This is a genomic window from Pseudoalteromonas sp. 3J6, from assembly GCF_903995135.1.
GTDB lineage: Bacteria > Pseudomonadota > Gammaproteobacteria > Enterobacterales > Alteromonadaceae > Pseudoalteromonas.
In genome coordinates this window covers 2,505,136-2,525,201 of the sequence record NZ_LR877185.1, presented here as the reverse complement: position 1 = coordinate 2,525,201, position 20,066 = coordinate 2,505,136, and the positions used below count along the sequence as shown (strand labels likewise).

The 20,066-nt window shown below is 37.7% G+C and carries 23 protein-coding genes and 1 pseudogene; 6 read left to right on the top strand and 18 right to left on the bottom strand.

Features of this window, described 5'->3' with window-relative positions:
- Window positions 1-3: 3 nt before the first annotated feature.
- The gene (locus P3J6_RS11355; RefSeq protein WP_138604895.1) at window positions 4-423 is read right to left on the bottom strand and encodes an MAPEG family protein; all 420 of its coding nucleotides are present in this window, start codon (window positions 421-423) and stop codon (window positions 4-6) included.
- A gap of 268 nt (window positions 424-691) precedes the next feature.
- On the opposite strand from P3J6_RS11355, the gene P3J6_RS11350 reads away from it, so the two are divergent.
- Window positions 692-1,855, top strand: coding sequence for a DUF3103 family protein (locus P3J6_RS11350; RefSeq protein WP_198523061.1), 1,164 nt, complete (start codon window positions 692-694; stop codon window positions 1,853-1,855).
- A gap of 52 nt (window positions 1,856-1,907) precedes the next feature.
- Here P3J6_RS11350 and P3J6_RS11345 read toward each other — a convergent pair whose 3' ends face one another.
- Window positions 1,908-2,999, bottom strand: a complete 1,092-nt coding sequence (locus tag P3J6_RS11345; protein WP_232735497.1) for an endonuclease/exonuclease/phosphatase family protein — start codon at window positions 2,997-2,999, stop codon at window positions 1,908-1,910.
- Between the two features lie 379 nt (window positions 3,000-3,378).
- On the opposite strand from P3J6_RS11345, the gene P3J6_RS11340 reads away from it, so the two are divergent.
- Window positions 3,379-4,578 carry an Nramp family divalent metal transporter gene (locus tag P3J6_RS11340; RefSeq protein ID WP_198523060.1) on the top strand — a complete coding sequence of 400 codons (1,200 nt, stop codon included), beginning with the start codon at window positions 3,379-3,381 and terminating at the stop codon, window positions 4,576-4,578.
- A gap of 79 nt (window positions 4,579-4,657) precedes the next feature.
- Here the strand turns inward: P3J6_RS11340 and P3J6_RS11335 are convergent, their stop codons facing one another.
- A complete protein-coding gene (locus P3J6_RS11335; protein ID WP_198523059.1) occupies window positions 4,658-5,119 on the bottom strand; it encodes a hypothetical protein in 462 nt (153 codons plus the stop codon).
- On the opposite strand from P3J6_RS11335, the gene P3J6_RS11330 reads away from it, so the two are divergent.
- Window positions 5,104-6,285, top strand: coding sequence for a PQQ-dependent sugar dehydrogenase (locus P3J6_RS11330; protein WP_198523058.1), 1,182 nt, complete (start codon window positions 5,104-5,106; stop codon window positions 6,283-6,285). The two genes, P3J6_RS11335 and P3J6_RS11330, sit on opposite strands and share 16 nt — an antisense overlap.
- A gap of 242 nt (window positions 6,286-6,527) precedes the next feature.
- Here P3J6_RS11330 and P3J6_RS11325 read toward each other — a convergent pair whose 3' ends face one another.
- The 5 genes and pseudogenes from P3J6_RS11325 to P3J6_RS11310 form a co-directional block, all read right to left on the bottom strand.
- Window positions 6,528-6,956: an aspartyl protease family protein gene (locus P3J6_RS11325; protein ID WP_198523057.1), complete on the bottom strand. Its 429-nt coding sequence runs from the start codon at window positions 6,954-6,956 to the stop codon at window positions 6,528-6,530.
- 385 nt (window positions 6,957-7,341) lie between these two features.
- Window positions 7,342-7,710 (bottom strand): hypothetical protein, encoded by a 369-nt coding sequence (locus tag P3J6_RS11320; RefSeq protein WP_024602555.1) that lies wholly within the window; start codon window positions 7,708-7,710, stop codon window positions 7,342-7,344.
- Between the two features lie 9 nt (window positions 7,711-7,719).
- Window positions 7,720-8,226 (bottom strand): hypothetical protein, encoded by a 507-nt coding sequence (locus P3J6_RS11315; protein WP_198523056.1) that lies wholly within the window; start codon window positions 8,224-8,226, stop codon window positions 7,720-7,722.
- 114 nt (window positions 8,227-8,340) lie between these two features.
- Window positions 8,341-8,529 (bottom strand): annotated as a pseudogene (locus P3J6_RS18950) (Mobile element protein); the annotation flags it as partial.
- 56 nt (window positions 8,530-8,585) lie between these two features.
- Window positions 8,586-9,266 carry an alpha/beta fold hydrolase gene (locus P3J6_RS11310; protein ID WP_232735496.1) on the bottom strand — a complete coding sequence of 227 codons (681 nt, stop codon included), beginning with the start codon at window positions 9,264-9,266 and terminating at the stop codon, window positions 8,586-8,588.
- A gap of 185 nt (window positions 9,267-9,451) precedes the next feature.
- Between P3J6_RS11310 and P3J6_RS11305 the strand changes: the two genes are divergently transcribed.
- Window positions 9,452-10,564, top strand: a complete 1,113-nt coding sequence (locus tag P3J6_RS11305) for a response regulator (protein ID WP_232735495.1) — start codon at window positions 9,452-9,454, stop codon at window positions 10,562-10,564.
- A 279-nt stretch (window positions 10,565-10,843) separates the two neighbouring features.
- Here the strand turns inward: P3J6_RS11305 and P3J6_RS11300 are convergent, their stop codons facing one another.
- On the bottom strand, window positions 10,844-11,137 hold the full coding sequence (locus tag P3J6_RS11300) for a 50S ribosome-binding protein YggL (protein ID WP_232735494.1): 294 nt from the start codon (window positions 11,135-11,137) through the stop codon (window positions 10,844-10,846).
- Between the two features lie 328 nt (window positions 11,138-11,465).
- On the opposite strand from P3J6_RS11300, the gene P3J6_RS11295 reads away from it, so the two are divergent.
- A complete protein-coding gene (locus P3J6_RS11295) occupies window positions 11,466-11,789 on the top strand; it encodes a hypothetical protein (RefSeq protein ID WP_232735493.1) in 324 nt (107 codons plus the stop codon).
- 279 nt (window positions 11,790-12,068) lie between these two features.
- Here the strand turns inward: P3J6_RS11295 and P3J6_RS11290 are convergent, their stop codons facing one another.
- From P3J6_RS11290 to P3J6_RS11250, 8 genes are all read right to left on the bottom strand, one after another.
- Window positions 12,069-12,395 carry a YggL family protein gene (locus tag P3J6_RS11290; RefSeq protein ID WP_198523055.1) on the bottom strand — a complete coding sequence of 109 codons (327 nt, stop codon included), beginning with the start codon at window positions 12,393-12,395 and terminating at the stop codon, window positions 12,069-12,071.
- Window positions 12,396-12,655: 260 nt separating this feature from the next.
- Window positions 12,656-12,940, bottom strand: a complete 285-nt coding sequence (locus P3J6_RS11285) for a hypothetical protein (RefSeq protein WP_198523054.1) — start codon at window positions 12,938-12,940, stop codon at window positions 12,656-12,658.
- Window positions 12,941-13,059: 119 nt separating this feature from the next.
- Window positions 13,060-13,563, bottom strand: coding sequence for a GNAT family N-acetyltransferase (locus P3J6_RS11280; protein WP_198523053.1), 504 nt, complete (start codon window positions 13,561-13,563; stop codon window positions 13,060-13,062).
- Between the two features lie 116 nt (window positions 13,564-13,679).
- A complete protein-coding gene (locus P3J6_RS11275) occupies window positions 13,680-14,363 on the bottom strand; it encodes a hypothetical protein (protein WP_198523052.1) in 684 nt (227 codons plus the stop codon).
- Between the two features lie 130 nt (window positions 14,364-14,493).
- Complete coding sequence (locus P3J6_RS11265) at window positions 14,494-15,132, bottom strand: DJ-1/PfpI family protein (RefSeq protein WP_198523051.1); 639 nt, start codon at window positions 15,130-15,132, stop codon at window positions 14,494-14,496.
- 24 nt (window positions 15,133-15,156) lie between these two features.
- Window positions 15,157-15,660 carry a hypothetical protein gene (locus P3J6_RS11260; RefSeq protein ID WP_198523050.1) on the bottom strand — a complete coding sequence of 168 codons (504 nt, stop codon included), beginning with the start codon at window positions 15,658-15,660 and terminating at the stop codon, window positions 15,157-15,159.
- Window positions 15,661-15,800: 140 nt separating this feature from the next.
- Window positions 15,801-16,337, bottom strand: coding sequence for a GNAT family N-acetyltransferase (locus tag P3J6_RS11255; protein ID WP_178957420.1), 537 nt, complete (start codon window positions 16,335-16,337; stop codon window positions 15,801-15,803).
- 584 nt (window positions 16,338-16,921) lie between these two features.
- Complete coding sequence (locus P3J6_RS11250) at window positions 16,922-17,341, bottom strand: GNAT family N-acetyltransferase (RefSeq protein WP_138570161.1); 420 nt, start codon at window positions 17,339-17,341, stop codon at window positions 16,922-16,924.
- A 254-nt stretch (window positions 17,342-17,595) separates the two neighbouring features.
- Between P3J6_RS11250 and P3J6_RS11245 the strand changes: the two genes are divergently transcribed.
- On the top strand, window positions 17,596-18,564 hold the full coding sequence (locus P3J6_RS11245) for an integron integrase (protein ID WP_198523049.1): 969 nt from the start codon (window positions 17,596-17,598) through the stop codon (window positions 18,562-18,564).
- A 196-nt stretch (window positions 18,565-18,760) separates the two neighbouring features.
- On the opposite strand, the gene serS is transcribed toward P3J6_RS11245, so the two are convergent.
- Window positions 18,761-20,065 carry a serine--tRNA ligase gene (gene serS / locus P3J6_RS11240; protein ID WP_138604906.1) on the bottom strand — a complete coding sequence of 435 codons (1,305 nt, stop codon included), beginning with the start codon at window positions 20,063-20,065 and terminating at the stop codon, window positions 18,761-18,763.
- Between the last annotated feature and the right edge of the window lies 1 nt (window position 20,066).

Sequence of the window (20,066 nt, the reverse complement as noted above, 5' to 3'; positions counted from 1 at the left end):
TAATTAGCTTGCTAATCGCAGTCCCAATAGCACTAACATCACAATGTTTGCAATCACACTGATTAAAAAGAAGTAACTACGCGGGCTGGGGTTTTTCTCGGTGGCGATTGCGTAATACAGTGCCATATGAATTAAACGTGCAATCACATATACCCATATACATATTGCAAATACCGAGCTGTGGTAATTCATCACAAAAGCAAATAAAACCGTTCCTATAAATAGTGCACTGTTTTCTAATGTGTTATGAAAAGTACGATGCGCTCTAAATATAAAGCTCCCATGAGATAGCTCTTTATCAATTTTCCCTGGCACTGCACCAGGTTGTTTAGCCTTACTAAACGTCGCAACGGCCCACTGAACTAACATCATAATTAAGTATAGGTAAAATGCTACAAACGCAGAATGTGCAATATCGGTCATTGTTTTTTCCTTTGTGTTGTTATTAGAATAATAGTTAAAGCAACTATTAAGCCAAATTTAACCAACTGATATGTATATAAATTATTTTACAAAATATACATTTTTTGTAATAGATTCCTGCTTTATATAAAAATTACGGTATTTATGTAATGTATATTAAACTTTGACATAATATTAATACTAATTACGTATTTTATAAATTTAACTTGAGCATTTATTCTAATTGTTGTTTTATAGATGTTACTAAAAATGGAACGGCGGAATTTTTATGAAAAATAAAATAACCAAATCTTTAGCTACGGCGGCATTATTGAACTTTATATCAGTACCTGCTTTTTCAGCTCAAGATCATATTGAAAATGCAGAAAGCTTGGTACAGCAAGCTCAATACAAAAACGTAGCAACTATTAAGCGTAATTTCGCAAAGCAAGTAGCGCTTAATTATTCAGTGTTGAATGCTGATTTAAAACAATCAGTAAATAAATATAACTTAGTTTTAAATGCTGATCAGTTATCAACAGTAGCACGGCATACACAACGTAATATAAGTCAGGCAAATAGTGCCTTACAACAGCTTAAAGGCTTACCTAACAATTCAGGAAGCTTGTTACAAGTGCGTTTAGCTAGCGAAACCATGCTAACTGATTGGCAACAAGGTGAAAACCCTTTATTCGCATTTGCACCCGCTGGTGACGATAGCCAATGGAGCGAGATTGAAGCGTTCGATCAGTTTGGTAACATTCATTATTTAAGCGTAGACCAAATGCCAACTCAACCTGTTTTTATTGTCGAATTAGATCAGCAAAAAGTACAGGGTGCGGGTATTGCAGTAATGAAAGGAATTTTGTCAGCTAACAAATTCAGCAAAAACATGGTTAGCCCACAAAATCAATTAAATAATGATCAGCCATTACAAACTAGCGTGCTGAAAAAAATACATTTAGAGGATGATAAAGAACCTTGGATTTCAGGTAAAGCAGAAGTCTATGCCATCGTAACGGGGATCGATCCTAGCAGAGATGAACCAATATTAGATATTGTTGATTTACCTTATTTAGATCATGATAAAACCAATTACAGCCCTAATCAGGTTTTAATTCATTGGCAACGTTATCGTTGGCAAGCTGTCGATTTGCTTTTAATGGAGCAAGATGACAACACAAATTATAAAACCTTAGCAATGAAGTTATTAGAAATATCAGAGCAAGTAATGGCAAGCATCCCTGATTTACAAGCACAGGGCTATACTATTATTCCTAAACTCACTAATGAGTTACTTAAAGCAATGCCTGATGAATGGTTTACCAATAATGATGATTATGTCGATGTTTTTTACACACTGTTTGAAAACAAAGAGTATCAAGGTTACAAAGGCGCAAGTAGTAATGCCACCATTACCTTGTCACCTTTAGAGATAAATCCTCGTCAGTAAATAACGACTCGCCACTGTTTGGCATAATAACTAAACAGTGGTGAGTTAATCATTACTCCCGTAGTTTAAGCGTGATACATACAACGCCGTGATCGGTACTTAAATCGTCGCGCTCAAACTCGGGGTTAATTAAATGACGATCGTAAGTATGATAATCACTTACTTCAAAAAAACTGTCGTCATAGCCAGAATCAAACTCACAAGATAGCAAAATATAATCAAGCACAGAGCTGCTTGCGCCAAAGTAATGCGTTGCTTTTCGTGGTAGTTTTAAACCTCGATTATCTTTATCGGTAATACCTTTTATTGACTCATTAGATACTTCATCAGGCTCGCAATCATCGTTTAACTTTGTAAATAACTGCCACGCATCGTTAAGACAATATTTTGCAAGGTAGGTTTTACTATCAAACGTAGGAGCAAAACGCAGTGTATTGGTTAATAAGTGGCTTAAAACGCCATCAGCTAGGTCGTTATTAAAATCTCCCATTAATATCATAGGTTGTTGCGTGGCCTCACGACGGCTTATCATTTCTATCATCAGCAATGTTGCTTCACTACCACGCTGAATAGTTGAGCCCCAGCCACCCGCTACATTTGCTTTTAAAATTTCAATAATGTTTTTTTCAGCGGTTAGTTCTTTATTATTTTCATCAATCTCAATTGATGGCCGTTTAGATTTAAAATGCACCACATAGCAATCGGTATTACCGATATGCGGCAAATTTATTGTGGCTCTAAGAACTTTACGACTAAAGGCAAAATCTTCAGTTAAACCTAAAGTACTGGCAAGCTCATAGTCGTGTTTTACGCTCGCTACTTCAACAATGGGGTATTTTGCTGCTATTGCCACAACGGGGCGTTTATAAATAAAATCATCTATTACCTGTGGCTCATCCACCACAGCAAAGTACACATACCCTTGCTGCTTTAGTAACTCTTTAAGCGACTCAATGCTAAACACTTCCTGAAAGCCAATTACATCGGGCTGATGCTCGGTTAAATAATCAATAATCCAGCGCTGTTTTTTTGCCCATTGCTCCGCGGTATATATCCGCTCAAACTCATAATAAGCATTAGGTGGTTCAAGATAATTAAACAGGTTAAATGTGGCTATTTTTAATGTTGAATTAGTTATTATCATCTCAGAGGATTGTTCTGAGTTATCAGCTAAAGGTGATGTATTACAGTCACTAATAATGGTCGCCTTTGAAAGTTTATATTGTGTGCTATTGTCAACATCATATAAGATTTTTGCTTGGTACCAAAGCTTGATAACAACTAAAACCTATTAAATCGTTTAAAGTTTAGGCAAACGCAACCTATCCCCTTTAAATTTATATACAAGTTGGTATGCTACGCGACCTTTTTTAACATATGGTTATCAAAAAAGGCAAAGCCAAGGGGCGGCCAATGCTGCAAGGCACTTAGTATAAGTGGCAGCAATAATTACAGGCATCGCGTTATAAAACGTTAGGTGTAACTTTAAATAGCAATATAAAAAGCACTATTAGGGTCAAACTATGCGATTAGGACCAGGACTACTCGTCACCGCTGCCTTCATTGGACCAGGGACTATTACCACCGCGAGCGTAGCGGGTGCAAACTTTGGTTTTGCACTAATATGGACGCTACTATTTTCAGTAATTGCCACCATATTATTACAATCTATGGCGGCGCGCCTAGGCGTAGCCACCGGGCAAGACTTAGCACAAGCACTAAGAGCCCATATTGAAACTCCCCTATTTAAATCTCTCGCTATATTTTTAGTGATCAGCGCCATTGGTGTTGGCAGTGCCGCCTACGAGGCTGGTAATTTAAGCGGTGCCAGCATGGGATTAATTGAAATATTCCCTCAGGTAAATGCCCAACTTTGGACGCCACTGATTGCATTTTTAAGTGCCATACTACTTTATAGCGGTAAACACAAAGTTGTTGAAAATGCGCTTATTTTACTAGTGATTTTAATGAGCCTAGTGTTTATCTCTACGCTTGTTATGGCGGCTCCCTCGCTCAGTGACGTATTAGCTGGTTTTATTCCTAGCATGCCTGAGGGCTCAGTTACCACAGTATTAGCATTGGTAGGTACGACCATAGTGCCATACAACTTATTTTTACACTCAGGGGTACTGGCTGCTCGCCATAACAGCGAGAGTGACAAACAAAAAGTAATTAAAGAAACCAATATAGATACGGGCGTTTCCATCACCCTAGGTGGTGTGATCACCTTAGCTATTTTATCAACCGCATCAGTGGCATTTTATGGCACCGATGCAGGGCAAATTAGCGCTGCCAATATGGCGGTACAACTTGAACCCTTACTAGGTGATGCCGCCCATTACTTTTTTGCTATTGGTTTATTTGCCGCAGGCTTAACCAGCGCTATAACGGCTCCCCTTGCCGGCGCTTACGCCGTATGTGGCATGTTAGGTTGGTCAAATAAAATGGATAACACTCGCTTTAAAGGCGTTGCCATTGTTATTTTATTATTTGGTGCTGCCGTAGCATCTCTGGGTTTAGACCCTGTCGCAGTGATCATTTTTGCACAAGCCGCTAATGGTTTATTATTGCCAATTGTAACTGCCTACCTTGTTTGGCTAGTAAATCAAGGCTCTGTAATGGGTAAATACACTAACTCCGTGTTGGTAAACCTATTTACTTTACCAGTATTAGTGCTTATTTTTGGCTTAAGTGGTTATAAACTTTTTAGTTTGATTTTTTGATATCACTACGCAATTCTTACACACAGAAGCCGCTGTATTAATAGCGGCTTTTTACATTGCATTGCAGACCAATACTCACTTAAAAACCGTGATGCTCTATCTTTTGCTTATTTGCCTTAATGAGTTTTGCAAATACATAACCCCCTACTGCACCTGCACATAATTGCGCATAAAACCCCCAGCCTCTTGCACCCGCAATAATAGTAATGTTCATAATAGATTCAATAGCAATTAACGCTGTTGCAAACGCTACAATACCCGCAGTTACAAATAATTGTATCCCCTGATTTTTAAGCTTTTTCGCGATAAACCAGGTCACAAAAAATGCGAGAGCAAGTGCAATCGCAATAATAGCGCCGTAAGTAGGTAGCAAGCCAAGCCAATCTTCAAGGGTTAAATTAACACGATCATTAAAGCCCACCACTACACCTACATTAACTAATTGATTGACAACGTATTGGCTATGAAACAAGCTAGCAAGAGTGAATGTAAGCAACCAAGAAACTAAAAATGACGGGAGTATACGTGTTAAAAACTGCATGGTTATCTCAACTTAAAATGAAATTTTTTTCTTACACTAGCAAAGGCTTGCAGTGTAAACAATCTTTGTGTGGTATTACGCTACTTTCGCTTTTAGTGTTGTCTTGTAACGCCAGTGCCAAACTACCAACACAGCAATATACTGCTAGCACCTTAGCAACAGACCTCAATTCACCATGGAGCATGGTTAAGCTCCCAAGCGACACCTGGTTAGTTACAGAGAGTGATGGCCATGTTGTTATCATTAAAAACAATCAACAAAGCCGAGTTAAACTAGATTTCGAGGGCTTATACGTTGCAGGGCAAGGTGGTTTACTCGATATAGTACTTTCGCCAAATTACAGTGAATCAAAAGAAATAATATTCACTTATGCCCAAGGTGAGCTTGATGCAAACAGACTCGTTATTGCCAAAGCTAAGTTTGATGGTACGCAATTTTCAACGCCAAAAATTATTTATAAAGTTGCCACCGATAAGGGCACACCGCAGCATTACTCTGGCCGGGCGCTTGTACTGCCCGATAATAGCTTACTGTTTTCAAGTGGTGATGGCTTTGACTACCGCGAGCAAGCACAAGTTATAACCAGCCAATTAGGTAAAGTGCTACGAATTAATTTAAATGGCACTATTCCAAGCGATAACCCGTTTATTAAACATGAAACCCCTACCGCGCATGCCATTTATTCACTCGGGCACCGTAACTTGCAAGGCTTGGTTTATGATTACGATACCAAGCAAATCATTAGCCACGAACACGGCCCCGCAGGCGGTGATGAGCTCAACTACTTAAAGGCTGGCACCAATTACGGCTGGCCAGTAATCACTAACGGCGACGATTATTCACAAGCACGTATTTCCCCCTTTAGAGACTACCCCGGAATGGCTAAACCAACCGTAGATTGGACGCCTTCAATTGCGCCATCAGGCATGGCATATTATGGCTCTAAGCATGCAGCCTTCCCTTCACTGCAACGCCACGTGCTTATTACTACATTGGTCGATAAAAAGCTCTACAGCGTTAATTTAGCAAATGGTGAGTTCACCCAATCACATATTTTCCCAGAGGCTAAAGGCAGGCTCAGAGATGTGTTTGTTACTGCTGAAGGTAATGTAGCGATATTAACGGATGGAAAAGAGGCAAAGTTAATGTTGTTTAAAACAAATTAATTTACAAAGAGGATAAGAGACGCTGCGCTTTTAGAGGAAAGTAGCGGCTTGAATTAAGCCGCTTTAATAGCTTTAAGAACTCTGTTGGGTGGCGCCTTTGGCTTAACTAACCTACTTTTTAACGTAGGTCGGATAAGTGGCAAAGCCACGCCATCCGACAAAAATGATAAATTTACTTGAGACAACCCGACTTATCACGCTGTGTATAATATGCAAAGAGCGGCTTAAATAAGTCGCTTTAATTACTCATAATCAGCTAACGGCTCTCTAATTGTCAGTGTATTAGTGCCAAAATCTAACACAGCTTGGTATTTTCTAAAAAATGGAGAGCCTAATAATCCATGTATTATATTGTCACCACCAGCGGGCTGAACATGGTCTAGGTTTAGTGATACAAACTCTGTACTTTCAAACAACTGCCCTGCTAATTCAAATTTCAAAACATCTATTAAGCCCATTTCGTGGTCGGCTGTACCTAAACCTGCGGCATTTTCTTCACTTAGTTTCTCTTGTATTCCAAGCTCTTTAATACATGCTCTATCTAAAACAGATGCACCCGCCGCTGTATCTAAAATTAAATTTACTTTATGTCCATTTATTTTAGCTTGTATAATTTGATGACCAGTTTCTGTTACTTCAAATTTCAAACTTGTGGTTTTGACTAATTCCATGAATGTTCCTTATTCTATATTTAGGTTAATTAATAGACACCATATTACAAACACTTATGAAAACAACCCACCTTATAAATAAGTAAAAAAATGGCTTTTCACCAACACCTATATCGTAATTAAAATATGCTAAAAATAACTACCCCCAAACGCACAAAACTTATGTTGGCAAAGCTACATTAATTCACAAATAGGATAACAGGCGCTGCACTTTTAGAGGAAAGTAGCGGCTTAAATTTAGCCGCTGTTAAGAGTTTAAGTTCTGCTATCTGAAAGCAAGATTTGCCTCTTTGGTTTCTAAACGTGTAACAAATTAATTAATAAAGGCCACTAACTCGTAGCCTTTACATGTAGAGTTTTCAACATAAAAGATAGGGCTGTTATACTAGAAATAGCCTTGAAGAGAAATAACTAACGGAGACTTATACTTATACTTTACTACCTGATTGCAAATAAAGAAGTTAAGGTTATTTTCTTTATAGTGACCTTTTATTTCTTTTAGAACCTTATTGACGATCTTTTTAAACTTACCCCTGTATATCTGTTTTACTGTAGCTGTAGCTAATTCAGTAGTAAGCGTTGTCATTGCTTTGTTACAAAAAGTATTAGCCTTAAGAGCTTGCATATAAACTTTTAAAGTTTCAATCGAAGGCTTGTTTTCTTTAAAAGCACTACTTTCAGGATACATTTTTTGTAATATAAATTGTAGGTTTTCTTGGTCTTCTTTATCTAGTTGCTCGATAGAATTTGACATTTAACTTCCTTATTTTTTTTCGTGGATTGATTTTAAAAATTTTAAAAAATCTCTCTCAGGTATTGTTGATGTAATCCCAATAAAAATTCCATTTTCTTTTGAATATAAATAGGCAATTTGTGTATCAATTAAATCTGGCTTTAATTCGACGAATAAGTTAAAGGAGTTAGTTTTGTTTTGAATTTCTTTTACTTTAGAAAAGCTATTCTTAATTTCCTTATAAACTTTACTTTCTATGTCCGAATTTGAATTTGTTAGGCTGTCTAAATGTATTTCAACTAATGGAATTGTGCTTCCATCTTCTAAAGTGATTAATGGATCATCGTTATGAAATTTTCTTATACTTAAAGTTTGCATTTGGCTGTTGACTAGGGCAAAGCCTTCACCCTCCTCTAAAACTCTCATCGTCTCCCAATTATCGTTAATTGGAAAATAGTATTTATTAAAAATAACATTTTCAAATGCAGAACTTGAAAAGCTTAACATTAATGATAGAACTATAAATAATCTATACACCAGAAATTCCCTTTAATTTATTAGTTATATCATACTAATAAAATATATTTTAAAGTCAAATTTTCACTCCATAGGAGTGATATGCTAACAGTGTAATTATTAATTACAGCTCAGGCACTCATCAATACAAAATACTTTCGCTCGTGCTAGCAGTCTATCTTTAATCCAGCCTCTGCGGTGCTCGTAAGATTGACCAGTAAAATGGTCTTCACCGCACAAAAAAGCACGCCGAACACAACGTGATATACAGTGGTAGTACTTTGTACCAACCAAACTTACATGACGCTTTCTTACGATTGCCATAAGACACCCAGCTTTTTTTCACACTGATGAAAGCCTAGTACTTAGTTCGCCAAACTTCAAAAATTAGAGTGGGTGTCTAGTTTATTCTTCGGTTTTGCCATTACAGGCCTGCCCTGTTTGTATTCAATTAACTGCCACAATTCGTTTAGCCCTTTTTCAGCAAGTGGTATAGAACACATATTGTCAAAATTACGCTTAAAACTTTTATAGTTTGCAAGTCGCGATTTTAAAGCGCCTATTGGGCTAAATAGCAGCTTTTGCAATAATACCGGTTTATGTGTTTCTGGAAATAACCCGCCGTTAAGAAAGCAAACGCTTTGTATTTTTATGGCATGCGGCTCATTTAAATTGCTTCTAGCAAGTAGCTCTTGCGCTACCGTATCACCATAATCGTGGCTTAAAATATGCGCTGCTTTTACATTTAACACCTTTAAAAAATATGTCAGTAAATCCGCTTGCATATTTATGGTGTAAGTAACATTTTGAGGTTTGTCGCTAAAACCAAAACCCAGCATATCTAGGGTAAATACCTTAAAGTGTTGAGTGAGCGCAGCCCATTGATTGTGCCAATCCCAACTTGCGGTTGGGTAACCATGGATCAGTAATAAACACGGCGCGTCCTGTTTGCCTTGCACATGATATCCAATCTCATAACCTTGAAATTTAAACGTCGATTGACTCTTATGCCACGATTCTAATGAGTCAGTGATTATTGTAGTGTTACTAATGACATTCATGACAATTTCGCTGCTTTTATAGGGTGATAAACAAGGTGAATTAGGTATCTACCATAGTTAACCTTTTATCTGATATTACTTAAATAACCTATGAAAATGTACATAAATTTATTATTTGCGAGTAGCCATTTCCATGACTAATATCATTTAAGATAGGACGACAATAACTAAATTAAGGAGCCAAAGTGAAAATATTGTCCGTTGACGATAACCCCCAAAATAGAAACATCATGGAAATTGCGCTTTCCAAGCAACACGATATTACTTCATCTGATGGAACCGAACCAATATTAGCGCTAATGGAACAGCACCAGCCACAAGTCGTGCTGATGGATATTTTACTTAGTAATGACCTTACTGGTTACGATTTAGTTGAACAAATAAAACGATCAGGTGAATACGATGATTGCGAAATTATATTTATATCCGCTTTAACATCAAGTGAAGACAAACTCACAGCATATGGGTATGGCGGCGATGATTATATTGCCAAACCAGTAGACTTTGAGGAACTAAACGAAAAATTAAAGCGTGTTGAACTGCGTATTACAGAGCGAAATAATCTAAAAGAAATGTACGATGTGGCCTCTACAACTGCTTTTACCTCAATGCAACAAGCAAGTGAACTCGGAGAGTTAGTTTCATTCTTTACTGACAACCTTGACGTAACCGATCTAGATGCATTATTTGCAAACGTACAGCAGTACTTTACCAATGCAGGCGCCAGCTGCTGTGTAGAGTTTAGAGTAACAAACCAATATCACCAATTTCCAAAACAAACTATTTCTGAACTAGAAAAAGAAATTCTTGAACTGGGAAGAAGAGCAAAACGAATAGTGCCATTTAGCTCTAACTTATTATTTAACGCGCCTGCTTGCTCAATACTTGTAAAAGGAATAAATGCAAAAGACGAAGGCTTACTCGGACGACTTCGAGATAATTTTGCTATTTTACTTACTATTATAGAAAGCCGAATGGAATTTATTGAACAGCAATTAGAAAAAGCGACGATACGTCAACAAGCTTTAAACACCCTCAAGAGCCAACTTGCTGATGATTTTAGTACTATAAATAAACTATGCTCAGAGCAAGATAAGCAAGTAAAAATACTCGTTAATGACTTATCTCAAGCTATACAATCAAAAATGATCACTCTAGGTTTAGATGAAGAGCAAGAGTCGGAGCTAGTCGGGTTAGTTGATGAAACGAAAGAAATTGTAGAAGAAACCTTAGTCCTGTCTTTTACACTAGAAGAAAAATTACAAGCCATAACAAAACGCTTAAAAGCAGTCGAATAATATAAGTACAATGTATAGACCAAGCTCGACAGAACCATAGAACTCTGTTGGGTGGCGCCTTTGGCTTAACCAACCTACCTTTAGACGTAGGTCGGATAAGTGGCGAAGCCACGCCATCCGACAAAAATGATGAATTTACTTGGGGCAACCCGACTTATCACGCTGTGTATAATATGCAAAATTGCGGCTTAAATTAAGCCGCAATTAGATTTAAGCTCTGATATATGAAGTTAATATTTGCTCATTTTGGTCTTCAACCAAATAATTTTAGATAAATCATTACACTCCGTAGTTTGCATCAACTAGTTGACTAACAAAAATATTTGAAATGTGTTCTTTAGACTTTAACCAAAGCTCAACGTCTGCTCTATCTTGATTAGTCGCTGAACCGTAACGATTAACAGAACAAATAAAGCCACTGAATGACTTACAGTCACCTCCACCAGCAATACAAAGTTTTCTTTTATCGATGAATTCTAAAAGCTCATCTAGTAATAAATCAAATTCCGCTTCAGTAGCATTTAAATTACAAGTAAATTCAAAACCTAGAATAGCAAATTCATCTAAATACAATTTCTTGCGTAATCATCTACTTTTAGTACTCATAAATATCCTTTGGTATATGACGCCAACTTATTAATCCGCCTACGAAGTGGCTTAGAATAAGTTATAAAGGAGCAAAAGCCAAAGATAGCTTACTATTTAACATATAGTTAAAACTTAACTAACTTCGCTAAATTGTTACCCAAGTGCTTTTATTAATGAAGAACTTAATTCACAAAGAGGATAAGAGGCGCTATGCTTTTAGAGGAAAATAACAGGTTGAATTAAGCCGTTTGGAGAAATTTAAGTTCTGATGTCTGAAGTCAAGATTTGACCCCTTTGGTTTTTAGAAAGCCGAATGGAATTTATTGAGCAGCAATTAGAAAAAGCGACGATACGTCAACAAGCTTTAAACACCCTCAAAAGCCAACTCGCTGATGATTTTAGTACCATAAAAAAACTATGCTCAGAGCAAGATAAGCAAGTAAAAATACTCGTTAATGACTTATCTCAAGCTATACAATCAAAAATGATCACTCTAGGTTTAGATGAAGAGCAAGAGTCGGAGCTAGTCGGTTTAGTTGATGAGACGAAAGAAATTGTAGAAGAAACCTTAGTCCTGTCTTTTACACTAGAAGAAAAATTACAAGCCATAACAAAACGCTTAAAAGCAGTTGAATAATATAAGTACAATTTATAGACCAAGCTCGATAGAACCATAGAACTCTGTTGGGTGGCGCCTTTGGCTTAACCAACCGACCTTTAGACGTAGGTCGGATAAGTGGCGAAGCCACGCCATCCGACAAAAATGATGAATTTACTTGGGGCAACCCGACTTATCAAGCTGTGTATAATATGCAAAATTGCGACTTAAATTAAGCCGCAATTAGATTTAAGCTCTGATATATGAAGTTAATATTTGCTCATTTTGGTCTTCAACCAAATAATTTTAGATAAATCATTACACTCCGTAGTTTGCATCAACTAGTTGACTAACAACAATATTTGAAATGTTTTCTTTAGACTTTAACCAAAGCTCAACGTCTGCTCTGTCTTGATTAGTCGCCGAACCATAACGATGAACAGAACAAATAAAACCACTAAATGACTTACAGTCACCTCCACCAGCAATACAAAGTTTTCTTTTACCAATAAATTCTAAAAGCTCATCTAGTAATAAATCAAACTCTGCTTTTGTAGCATTTAAATTACAAGTAAATTCAAATCCTAGAATAGCAAATTCATCTAAATACAACTTCTTGCGTAATCGTCTACTTTTAGTACTCATAAATATCCTTTGGCAGATGACGCCAACTTATTAATCCGCCTACGAAGTGGCTTAGAATAAGTTATAAAGGAGCAAAAGCCAAAGATAGCTTACTATTTAACATATAGTTAAAACTTAACTAACTTCGCTAAATTGTTACCCAAGTGCTTTTATTAATGAAGAACTTAATTCACAAAGAGGATAACAGGCGCTGCGCTTTTAGAGGAAAATAACAAGTTAAATTAAGGCGTTTGGAGAAATTTAAGTTCTGATGTCTGAAGTCAAGATTTGACCCCTTTGGTTTTAAGTTGACACGATACTTTTTCTACAGTGCTACTACTCAATTCAGCAGAATTACGCACCTGATCTGTCAACTTTGTTATCTCATCATTTAAGCCTTTTATGGAATTCGTAATAGCAGAGGTAGAGTTCTTAGTAACTTCTTGATGCTCTCCAGATGAGGAGCTTATCTGCGCTCGTAAACTTGACAGCTCTTTATCTAAATTTTCTACAGAACTCTTAATCTGTTCAGATAAATCATTAACTGTCGCCTGCATATTTTTCAACTTTGATCTCCTTGTTATATAACGCCGCATTAAGGTGTGAGCGACGTTTGGCTATACTTGAGCGAAGCGAAAGCGCCAAGCGTTGCGAATCACTCTTAAATGCTTTGTTATGATTGTGGCTAGGGAATCGTATATTCATAGAAAACCACACTACTGTCCTTAGCGGGTTGCTCTATAAAACCCAGCTTCTTAAGTAATTTTGCTGAAGCAATATTAGACTCGTCAACACCGCCTATGAGCCTTAACCAAGATTCGGATTTCTCGACTTCATGGATGAAACCTTGAAGTAATTCACTAGCTAACCCTCGCCCCCAATATTCTTCAGCAAGCAAATATCCGATATGGGCACACTCGTCATTTTCCACAAAAGCGAACAAGAAACCTATTAGTTCGTTATCCTCGACTATTACTTGAAGTAAGCGGCTCTCCAACAACATCCGCTCAAGCCAGATTCGGGCTTGTTCACTAGAACCTATCTCGTGGAAATATGGAGGAAGATTTTCTACAACTGCTGGCGTGAGGATTTGAGGAATTCGTTCTAGCAAATATGAGTGTTTAGATAAATCGAACCCTTCAGTAATTTCAACTACTGTCAGTCTCTGACTTTCAAATGATATTGCCATACAACCTCCCCATTTCGATAAAAATCATAACGCCTCATTAAGCGGCGCAAAGTTGCTGGCTATACTTAGCGACGGAGGAGCAAAGCCAGCGTTTTTGCGTCCGTTTAAATGACTTGTTAGGCATTCATTTCGCCGAATAACTCCTCGAATTCGACTAACTCAGCAAGCCTTTCTAAATCAGAGGTAGGGGAAAATATAGTTCCACCAATTAACTGTACGGATGGATATATAAAAGCAGTTCTCTGCAAACTTGTTTCACAGGAAATTAAGTCCCTACTTTCAGGAAAGTGGCTTGTACCAACTAACTCTTTACGCATTAAAATACCAACAGACTGATCAATCTCATAATATTCTTCGCTATTATCTTTAGGGACTAATATTTTTTCTTTATGCAGTCGAATGAGTGTACCTAGATACACTATTTCTCTCGTTTTAAGTGAAGCAATTATTTCTGCGAATTCATTAAACTCTGTAGCAAATACAGAACCTTCTGTAGCTTGCCCTCTCATAATTTTAGCTAAAATTGAAAGGTTCAATAAGGCAGTACCCTCAAGTGCAGCTCTTTGATACCGATATACTATAGCCACAAATTGATCTGCACTTTCAATATCAAATTCAGATCTTTCACATCGTTTCATTTCATTTAACGCAATTTCTCTCGCCTTTTCAGCACGATCTTTAAAAATTTTTGTTAGTAAATTATTACCCACATTTACAATAAAATTAGTTGCACCAAAATCAGCAGCAGTCAATATATCTGCTGTAATCCCTATCCCAACATTTTGAATTCCATTACTCATTTATATACACCTAAATAATTGTGGGTAACACTGATGCCTAACGCCGCGTTAAGGTGTGAGTAACGCAATGCCGAAGTTTCTGCATTGCACCTTAAACACCAAAACCAACGCAAACTAAAAATGCCAAGCGTTACGAATCACTCTTAAACGCTTTGTTATGCGAATTTTTCAACTCTGCTGACTGAATAGTTGCGCTAATGAGCTCTTCAAAAAGTTCTAACTGCCCGGCTGGAATTAATTGATTCTGAATAGTTTTTCGTTTACTTGAGTCAAACAGCCGCTCTGCCACCCAACCAATGAGATACATCAGTGAAAGACAACCTCCTGCAGTTGCTATGTTACCTTCTACTACTAGAGGCAGATCCTGAACGTCTCCTCCCATCTTTTGTAGAACACCTTTAGCATCTGGATTGGTTGTTAATGGCTTACCTTTTAGTAAACCGAGCTCATGAAGGATGAATGAACCAGCACATATCGAGCCAATTAGCTGTTTGTTTGGGTCAAGGCTCAACGCTGACATAAATTCAGCATCTTTCATCGCTGCTGGAATACCACCTTTACCACTAGTGATAAGAACGACATCTTGGTTCGTCACCTCTGAAATATGCCCGTCTGTTGTAACTTTCATACCAAGGTGGGAATGATGTTCAGGTTTAGTTCCCAGTATGCTGACCGTCCAACTATCGGTTGTCCTCCCAAGCAAGTCATACATAAGAAAAAAGTCTACATCTGTGAAATCATCAAATATAACGATGCCAACTTTGTACATAAGTTTCTATTCCTTTCGCTGATCTCATGAATCGCATAACGCTTCAAATATGGGGCGCACGTTTTTTGTGCGCCCTGCCATAATTTGTTTGTTATATTGCGACGTTGCCAACCCTTGATTTATTTTATGCTGCATATAAATCACATGAAATATTGACGTAATAAAAGGGTTTAACCAAAGCTTATCACCACGATTAGAGCCAGCGATTAAATTAATACGATTACGCACCAAAATTATCCAAGTAACGTCGAAAATACTTGAGACAACATGAATACCAATTGAGCTTCTTAAAATAGTAGGCTCATTAAGGTTAACTAAGCCATAAATTAAACTACCTAAAGATATAGTGAATAAGAAAATGGTTATTACGATGAAAACATTGGGTATTCTGTGTTCGGTCTTTTGATTAATGCTGTTTGAGAATTGATAAAGCTTAAATATTAAATATGCGCCAATAGTAAGCACACAAAGGGCTAGAGTCTTTGCTACTGAATCAACTTCAAATATATCTGCAAGTCCCTTTTTCATTTATTCTCCAAAGCTGAAAACACACTGAATTCATTTAGCAATATAACGCCCGCATAAGGGGCTAAATAATAGTTGGCTATAATTTAGCGAGGAACGAGCGACAAGCCAACTATTATGTGTCCCATTACTTAATGCGCTTGTTATATAGCATTGTACTCATGATTAAGTAACCCTAACTTTAAATCGTTGCACCAATTGCCACCTAATTTAAAGTTATCTCGAATTGTACCTTCATGAGTAAAGCCCAAAGCTTTTAGTAAATTAAATGACGGGGAATTACCTTCAGTGACAGTTGCGATCACTTTATGGAAGTTACATTGATTAAATGCATATTCAATAACGGCTTTAGTTGACTCTTTGCCATACCCTTTGCCTTGAAATTTTGGACTTAGCAAGAAACCAAGTTCAGCCTGTTGATATGGTTCCCACTCAGGAAAAAAGCCAGTTACGCCAATTTTATTCCCAGTTGCGTGTTCAATGATTGTTAAAGTTAACCATTGATTTGAAGTCTTTTTCCATTCACCTAAGCGAGAATTAAAGCGTTCACTTATTTCAGATTCGGTAAATGGATCGCTGACATATTTGAGTACACCGCTTGATTGATGAAGTTCCTCAAAAAATTCCCAGTCATCTTTACTAATTGGTTTTAAAGTCAACCTTTGGGTTTCAATTTGCACTGACTTTCCTTTGCTATATAACGCCGCTATAAATTGCGGCTTTGGAGTTGATTGTTTTGTGGTAGCGTAGCGTTAAACCACAAAAAAAGCGACGGAAAAGCCGTCAATTTGATAGCTTTGTTATGGCTTGAGGTCATTAACGTATGCACGCCTCATGTGCCTCCCGTAACCGCAACCATTAGAAAATAAATTTTCCTTAAATTTACTTTGAACATACCCTTTATCTATGTCTTGGATACTCACAGAAGTTTCGTTTCTTTCCAGAGACTCGCGAGACAGTTTATGCAACCCACAGAAGATGCACCAAACCATTAATTGATGCCAATCACTCCACGATTCCGCTCTTTCTTCGGCTTGATCCCAGACCTTACTAAGTTGAGGAAAAAACCCACCATTGTCTGATCGAAGTTCTCCGTCTGAAATTTCAATTTTTCTCGGCCAAAGCAATTTGGTTTCTTTAAATACCCTACTGAATTTCATTTATGTAGTGAGCCATAACGCCCCAATAATGGGCAAAAAATTGTTGGCTAAAATGTTGAGGAACGAAAACAGCCAACTGTTTTTTGTCCTTATTTATTAGCTTGTTATATGCCCAGTTGCTTCTGTAAGAAATAACTAGTGTGCCCTTTAGGCATATCAGGTAATTCGCCAAAAATTGAATAACCTGCTTTGATATAAAAATCTAGCGCTTGGAATGTAGTCGTTTCCAACCTAATGCTAGGGATATTTTGAGATAAAGCATATTCCTCCATACGAGATAATAATTTTGTTCCCCATCCACCTTCACGAATACTTTCATCAATCCAAAGTCCCTGAATATGCATCCAGTTCCAGTTGATTTCACCTAGAATGCCGCCAAGAATCACACCTGATTCATCTTTTATGAATGAAGATATTTTTTCTCTAAACACAGTACCAGTATGCGATTCGTTAAATTCCGTCAAACCAGTTTTCAGGGCTTCAAATTCATTATCTTGTGGTGGGAGAGGATTAGTTAATTCCATAATTATGCTACGAACTCCGTTTGGGCATATAACAATTTAATATCGACCCTAAGGGTCGTTTTTTACCCAACATTGGATCTGTAGTATCTTATCTATATTAATAACAAAATATCTTTTATTATTCTATATCAAATATATAACTAATTAACATTTTACTAGGAACCGACAAAAACAACCCATCGGATCGATTTCTTGACTATAGGGGCATCCAAACTATAACTGTATATATATACAGTTATAGTTTTAGGGTATTTATGAAAACACAATCACCATTTTTGAATTACATTTCTGACTATATGTTAGTTAGACAATACTCACTTAGGACCATTAATACCTATTTAAAGTGGATTGCTTCTTATATTCATTTTCATAAAAAAAGACATCCTGCTTCAATGGGAAATAACGAAGTTGTCAGCTATTTGGACTACCTTGTGTTAACAAAAAACGTAGCGCCTAAAACTCAAGCCACTGCTTTAAATGCATTAGTTTTTTTATATAAACACATCATTAAAAACGAGTTATGTTTAGACTTAACTTTTATCAGAAGCAAGCGTCAGCCCAAGTTACCCATAGTGATGACGCCAGAAGAAGTTAAAGTGCTCATGTCGCATTTAAGTAAACGTTACTATCTTATTGCTGGGCTAATGTACGGTAGTGGACTAAGAGTGATGGAGGCTGTTCAGCTAAGGGTTCAAGATATTGACTTTGATTATAAGAGTATTCGAATATGGAATGGTAAAGGCAATAAAAACAGGATTGTGACGCTTGCCACTGAGTTAATCCCTTTACTTAGAAATCAGATCGCACAGGTTGATGAATACTTACAATTAGACTCACACAATGAGCAATATGCTGGCGTTTGGATGCCTCATGCACTTGCAAAGAAATATCCAGCTGCTAATACGTCTTTAGGCTGGCAATATTTATTTCCGTCTCATCAATTAAGTACCGATCCTGAAACTGGAGAAATAAGACGGCACCATTTTCACCAAACAGGCGTTCGCAAGGCGATTAAAAAGGCTGTAAGAATGGCAAAGTTAACCAAACTTATCACGCCACATACTTTACGCCACTCCTTTGCAACTCATTTACTACAAAGCGGAGCTGACATAAGGACCGTACAATCTCAGTTGTGTCACTCGGACGTTAAAACAACACAAATTTATACGCATGTTTTACAACAAGGTGCTAATGGCGTAATTAGTCCTTTTTCTAGGTTATAAAGCTGGTTAGAAAAGTACAAATTGGTCCTTATCAAAAATAAACGCGCTAAAGCACGCCCTTGTATCTACAGGTGAGCAGAAACTTTAATCTCACAGCTTGCTAACTGAACCCTGGTCAACAAAAAAAGCCGCTGTTTGTTAAAACAGCGGCTTTCTAAAGCTTATAGCTAAAAACTGACAGCTTACAGCTAGTACTTTAAGCTTTACCAATCACTTCAAGTCCACCCATGTATGGGCGTAATACTTCTGGTACTACTACTGAGCCGTCGGCTTGTTGGTAGTTTTCTAGTATGGCTACAAGTGTACGCCCTACCGCTAAACCCGAGCCGTTTAGTGTGTGTAAAAGCTCTGGTTTTTTAGCGCCTTCACGACGAAAACGTGCTTGCATACGGCGTGCTTGGAAATCAACCATGTTTGAACAAGACGAAATTTCGCGGTACGTGTCTTGCGCTGGTAACCATACTTCTAAATCGTAGGTTTTAGCTGCGCCGAAGCCCATATCGCCCATACATAAAATCACTTTACGGTATGGCAATTCAAGCGCTTGTAAAATTTGCTCTGCATGGCCTGTTAGCTCTTCAAGCGCTTGCATTGAATCTTCTGGTTTTACAAGCTGAACTAGTTCAACTTTATCAAACTGGTGCTGACGGATTAAACCGCGTGTATCGCGACCGTAGCTGCCTGCTTCACTTCTAAAACATGGCGTGTGCGCTGTTAAGCGAATTGGTAAATCGCTTTCTTCGTAAATTTCATCACGTGCGCTGTTTGTAAGCGGTACTTCTGCCGTAGGAATAAGGCTAAAGCCAGCTTGCTGCTCGCCATCATCGTTCACTAGGCCTAATGTGTGGAATAAATCACCCGCAAACTTAGGTAATTGGCTGGTGCCGTAAAGACTTGCACTATTAACTAAGTACGGTACATACATTTCTGTGTAGCCGTTTGTGTCTGTGTGGGTATCTAGCATGTATTGGGTAAGTGCTCGGTGCATACGTGCTACTTGGCCGCGCATTACGGTAAAACGTGCGCCACTAATTTTAACGCCCATTTCAAAGTCTAAGCCGTTTAGGTCTTGCCCTACATCAACATGGTCTTTAACTTCAAAATCGTAATTTTTAGGGGTGCCCCACGTTAAAATTTCTACATTGTCGTCTTCGTCAGCGCCCTCAGGAACCGACTCGTCAGGTAAGTTTGGAATTGCTAAGGCAATTTGTTTAATTGCTTCTAACACTTCATCTTGCTCAGCTTTAGCCGCATCTAATTCGCTGCCTAAGTTAGCAACTGCGTCTAGCAATGGCTGTGCGTCTTCGCCTTTTGCTTTTGCTTGACCAATGGCTTTCGCACTGGCGTTACGTTGACTTTGAAGTTCTTGCGTTTTTACTTGTAATGTTTTGCGTTTTTCTTCAAGTTCAGTCACTACCGCTACATCTAGTTCATAACCACGTGCGGCTAAACGTGCTGCAGTTTGTTCGACATCTTGACGTAAATATTTAGAATCTAACATG

Bases quoted from the DNA above. Each gene is read 5' to 3' on its own strand.
- P3J6_RS11355 (WP_138604895.1), bottom strand. From the start codon at position 423: ATGACCGATATTGCACATTCTGCGTTTGTAGCATTTTACCTATACTTA.
- P3J6_RS11350 (WP_198523061.1), top strand. From the start codon at position 692: ATGAAAAATAAAATAACCAAATCTTTAGCTACGGCGGCATTATTGAAC.
- P3J6_RS11345 (WP_232735497.1), bottom strand. From the start codon at position 2,999: ATGATAATAACTAATTCAACATTAAAAATAGCCACATTTAACCTGTTT.
- P3J6_RS11340 (WP_198523060.1), top strand. From the start codon at position 3,379: ATGCGATTAGGACCAGGACTACTCGTCACCGCTGCCTTCATTGGACCA.
- P3J6_RS11335 (WP_198523059.1), bottom strand. From the start codon at position 5,119: ATGCAGTTTTTAACACGTATACTCCCGTCATTTTTAGTTTCTTGGTTG.
- P3J6_RS11325 (WP_198523057.1), bottom strand. From the start codon at position 6,956: ATGGAATTAGTCAAAACCACAAGTTTGAAATTTGAAGTAACAGAAACT.
- P3J6_RS11320 (WP_024602555.1), bottom strand. From the start codon at position 7,710: ATGTCAAATTCTATCGAGCAACTAGATAAAGAAGACCAAGAAAACCTA.
- P3J6_RS11310 (WP_232735496.1), bottom strand. From the start codon at position 9,266: ATGAATGTCATTAGTAACACTACAATAATCACTGACTCATTAGAATCG.
- P3J6_RS11295 (WP_232735493.1), top strand. From the start codon at position 11,466: ATGGAATTTATTGAGCAGCAATTAGAAAAAGCGACGATACGTCAACAA.
- P3J6_RS11290 (WP_198523055.1), bottom strand. From the start codon at position 12,395: ATGAGTACTAAAAGTAGACGATTACGCAAGAAGTTGTATTTAGATGAA.
- P3J6_RS11280 (WP_198523053.1), bottom strand. From the start codon at position 13,563: ATGGCAATATCATTTGAAAGTCAGAGACTGACAGTAGTTGAAATTACT.
- P3J6_RS11275 (WP_198523052.1), bottom strand. From the start codon at position 14,363: ATGAGTAATGGAATTCAAAATGTTGGGATAGGGATTACAGCAGATATA.
- P3J6_RS11265 (WP_198523051.1), bottom strand. From the start codon at position 15,132: ATGTACAAAGTTGGCATCGTTATATTTGATGATTTCACAGATGTAGAC.
- P3J6_RS11260 (WP_198523050.1), bottom strand. From the start codon at position 15,660: ATGAAAAAGGGACTTGCAGATATATTTGAAGTTGATTCAGTAGCAAAG.
- P3J6_RS11250 (WP_138570161.1), bottom strand. From the start codon at position 17,341: ATGGAATTAACTAATCCTCTCCCACCACAAGATAATGAATTTGAAGCC.
- P3J6_RS11245 (WP_198523049.1), top strand. From the start codon at position 17,596: ATGAAAACACAATCACCATTTTTGAATTACATTTCTGACTATATGTTA.
- serS (WP_138604906.1), bottom strand. From the start codon at position 20,065: ATGTTAGATTCTAAATATTTACGTCAAGATGTCGAACAAACTGCAGCA.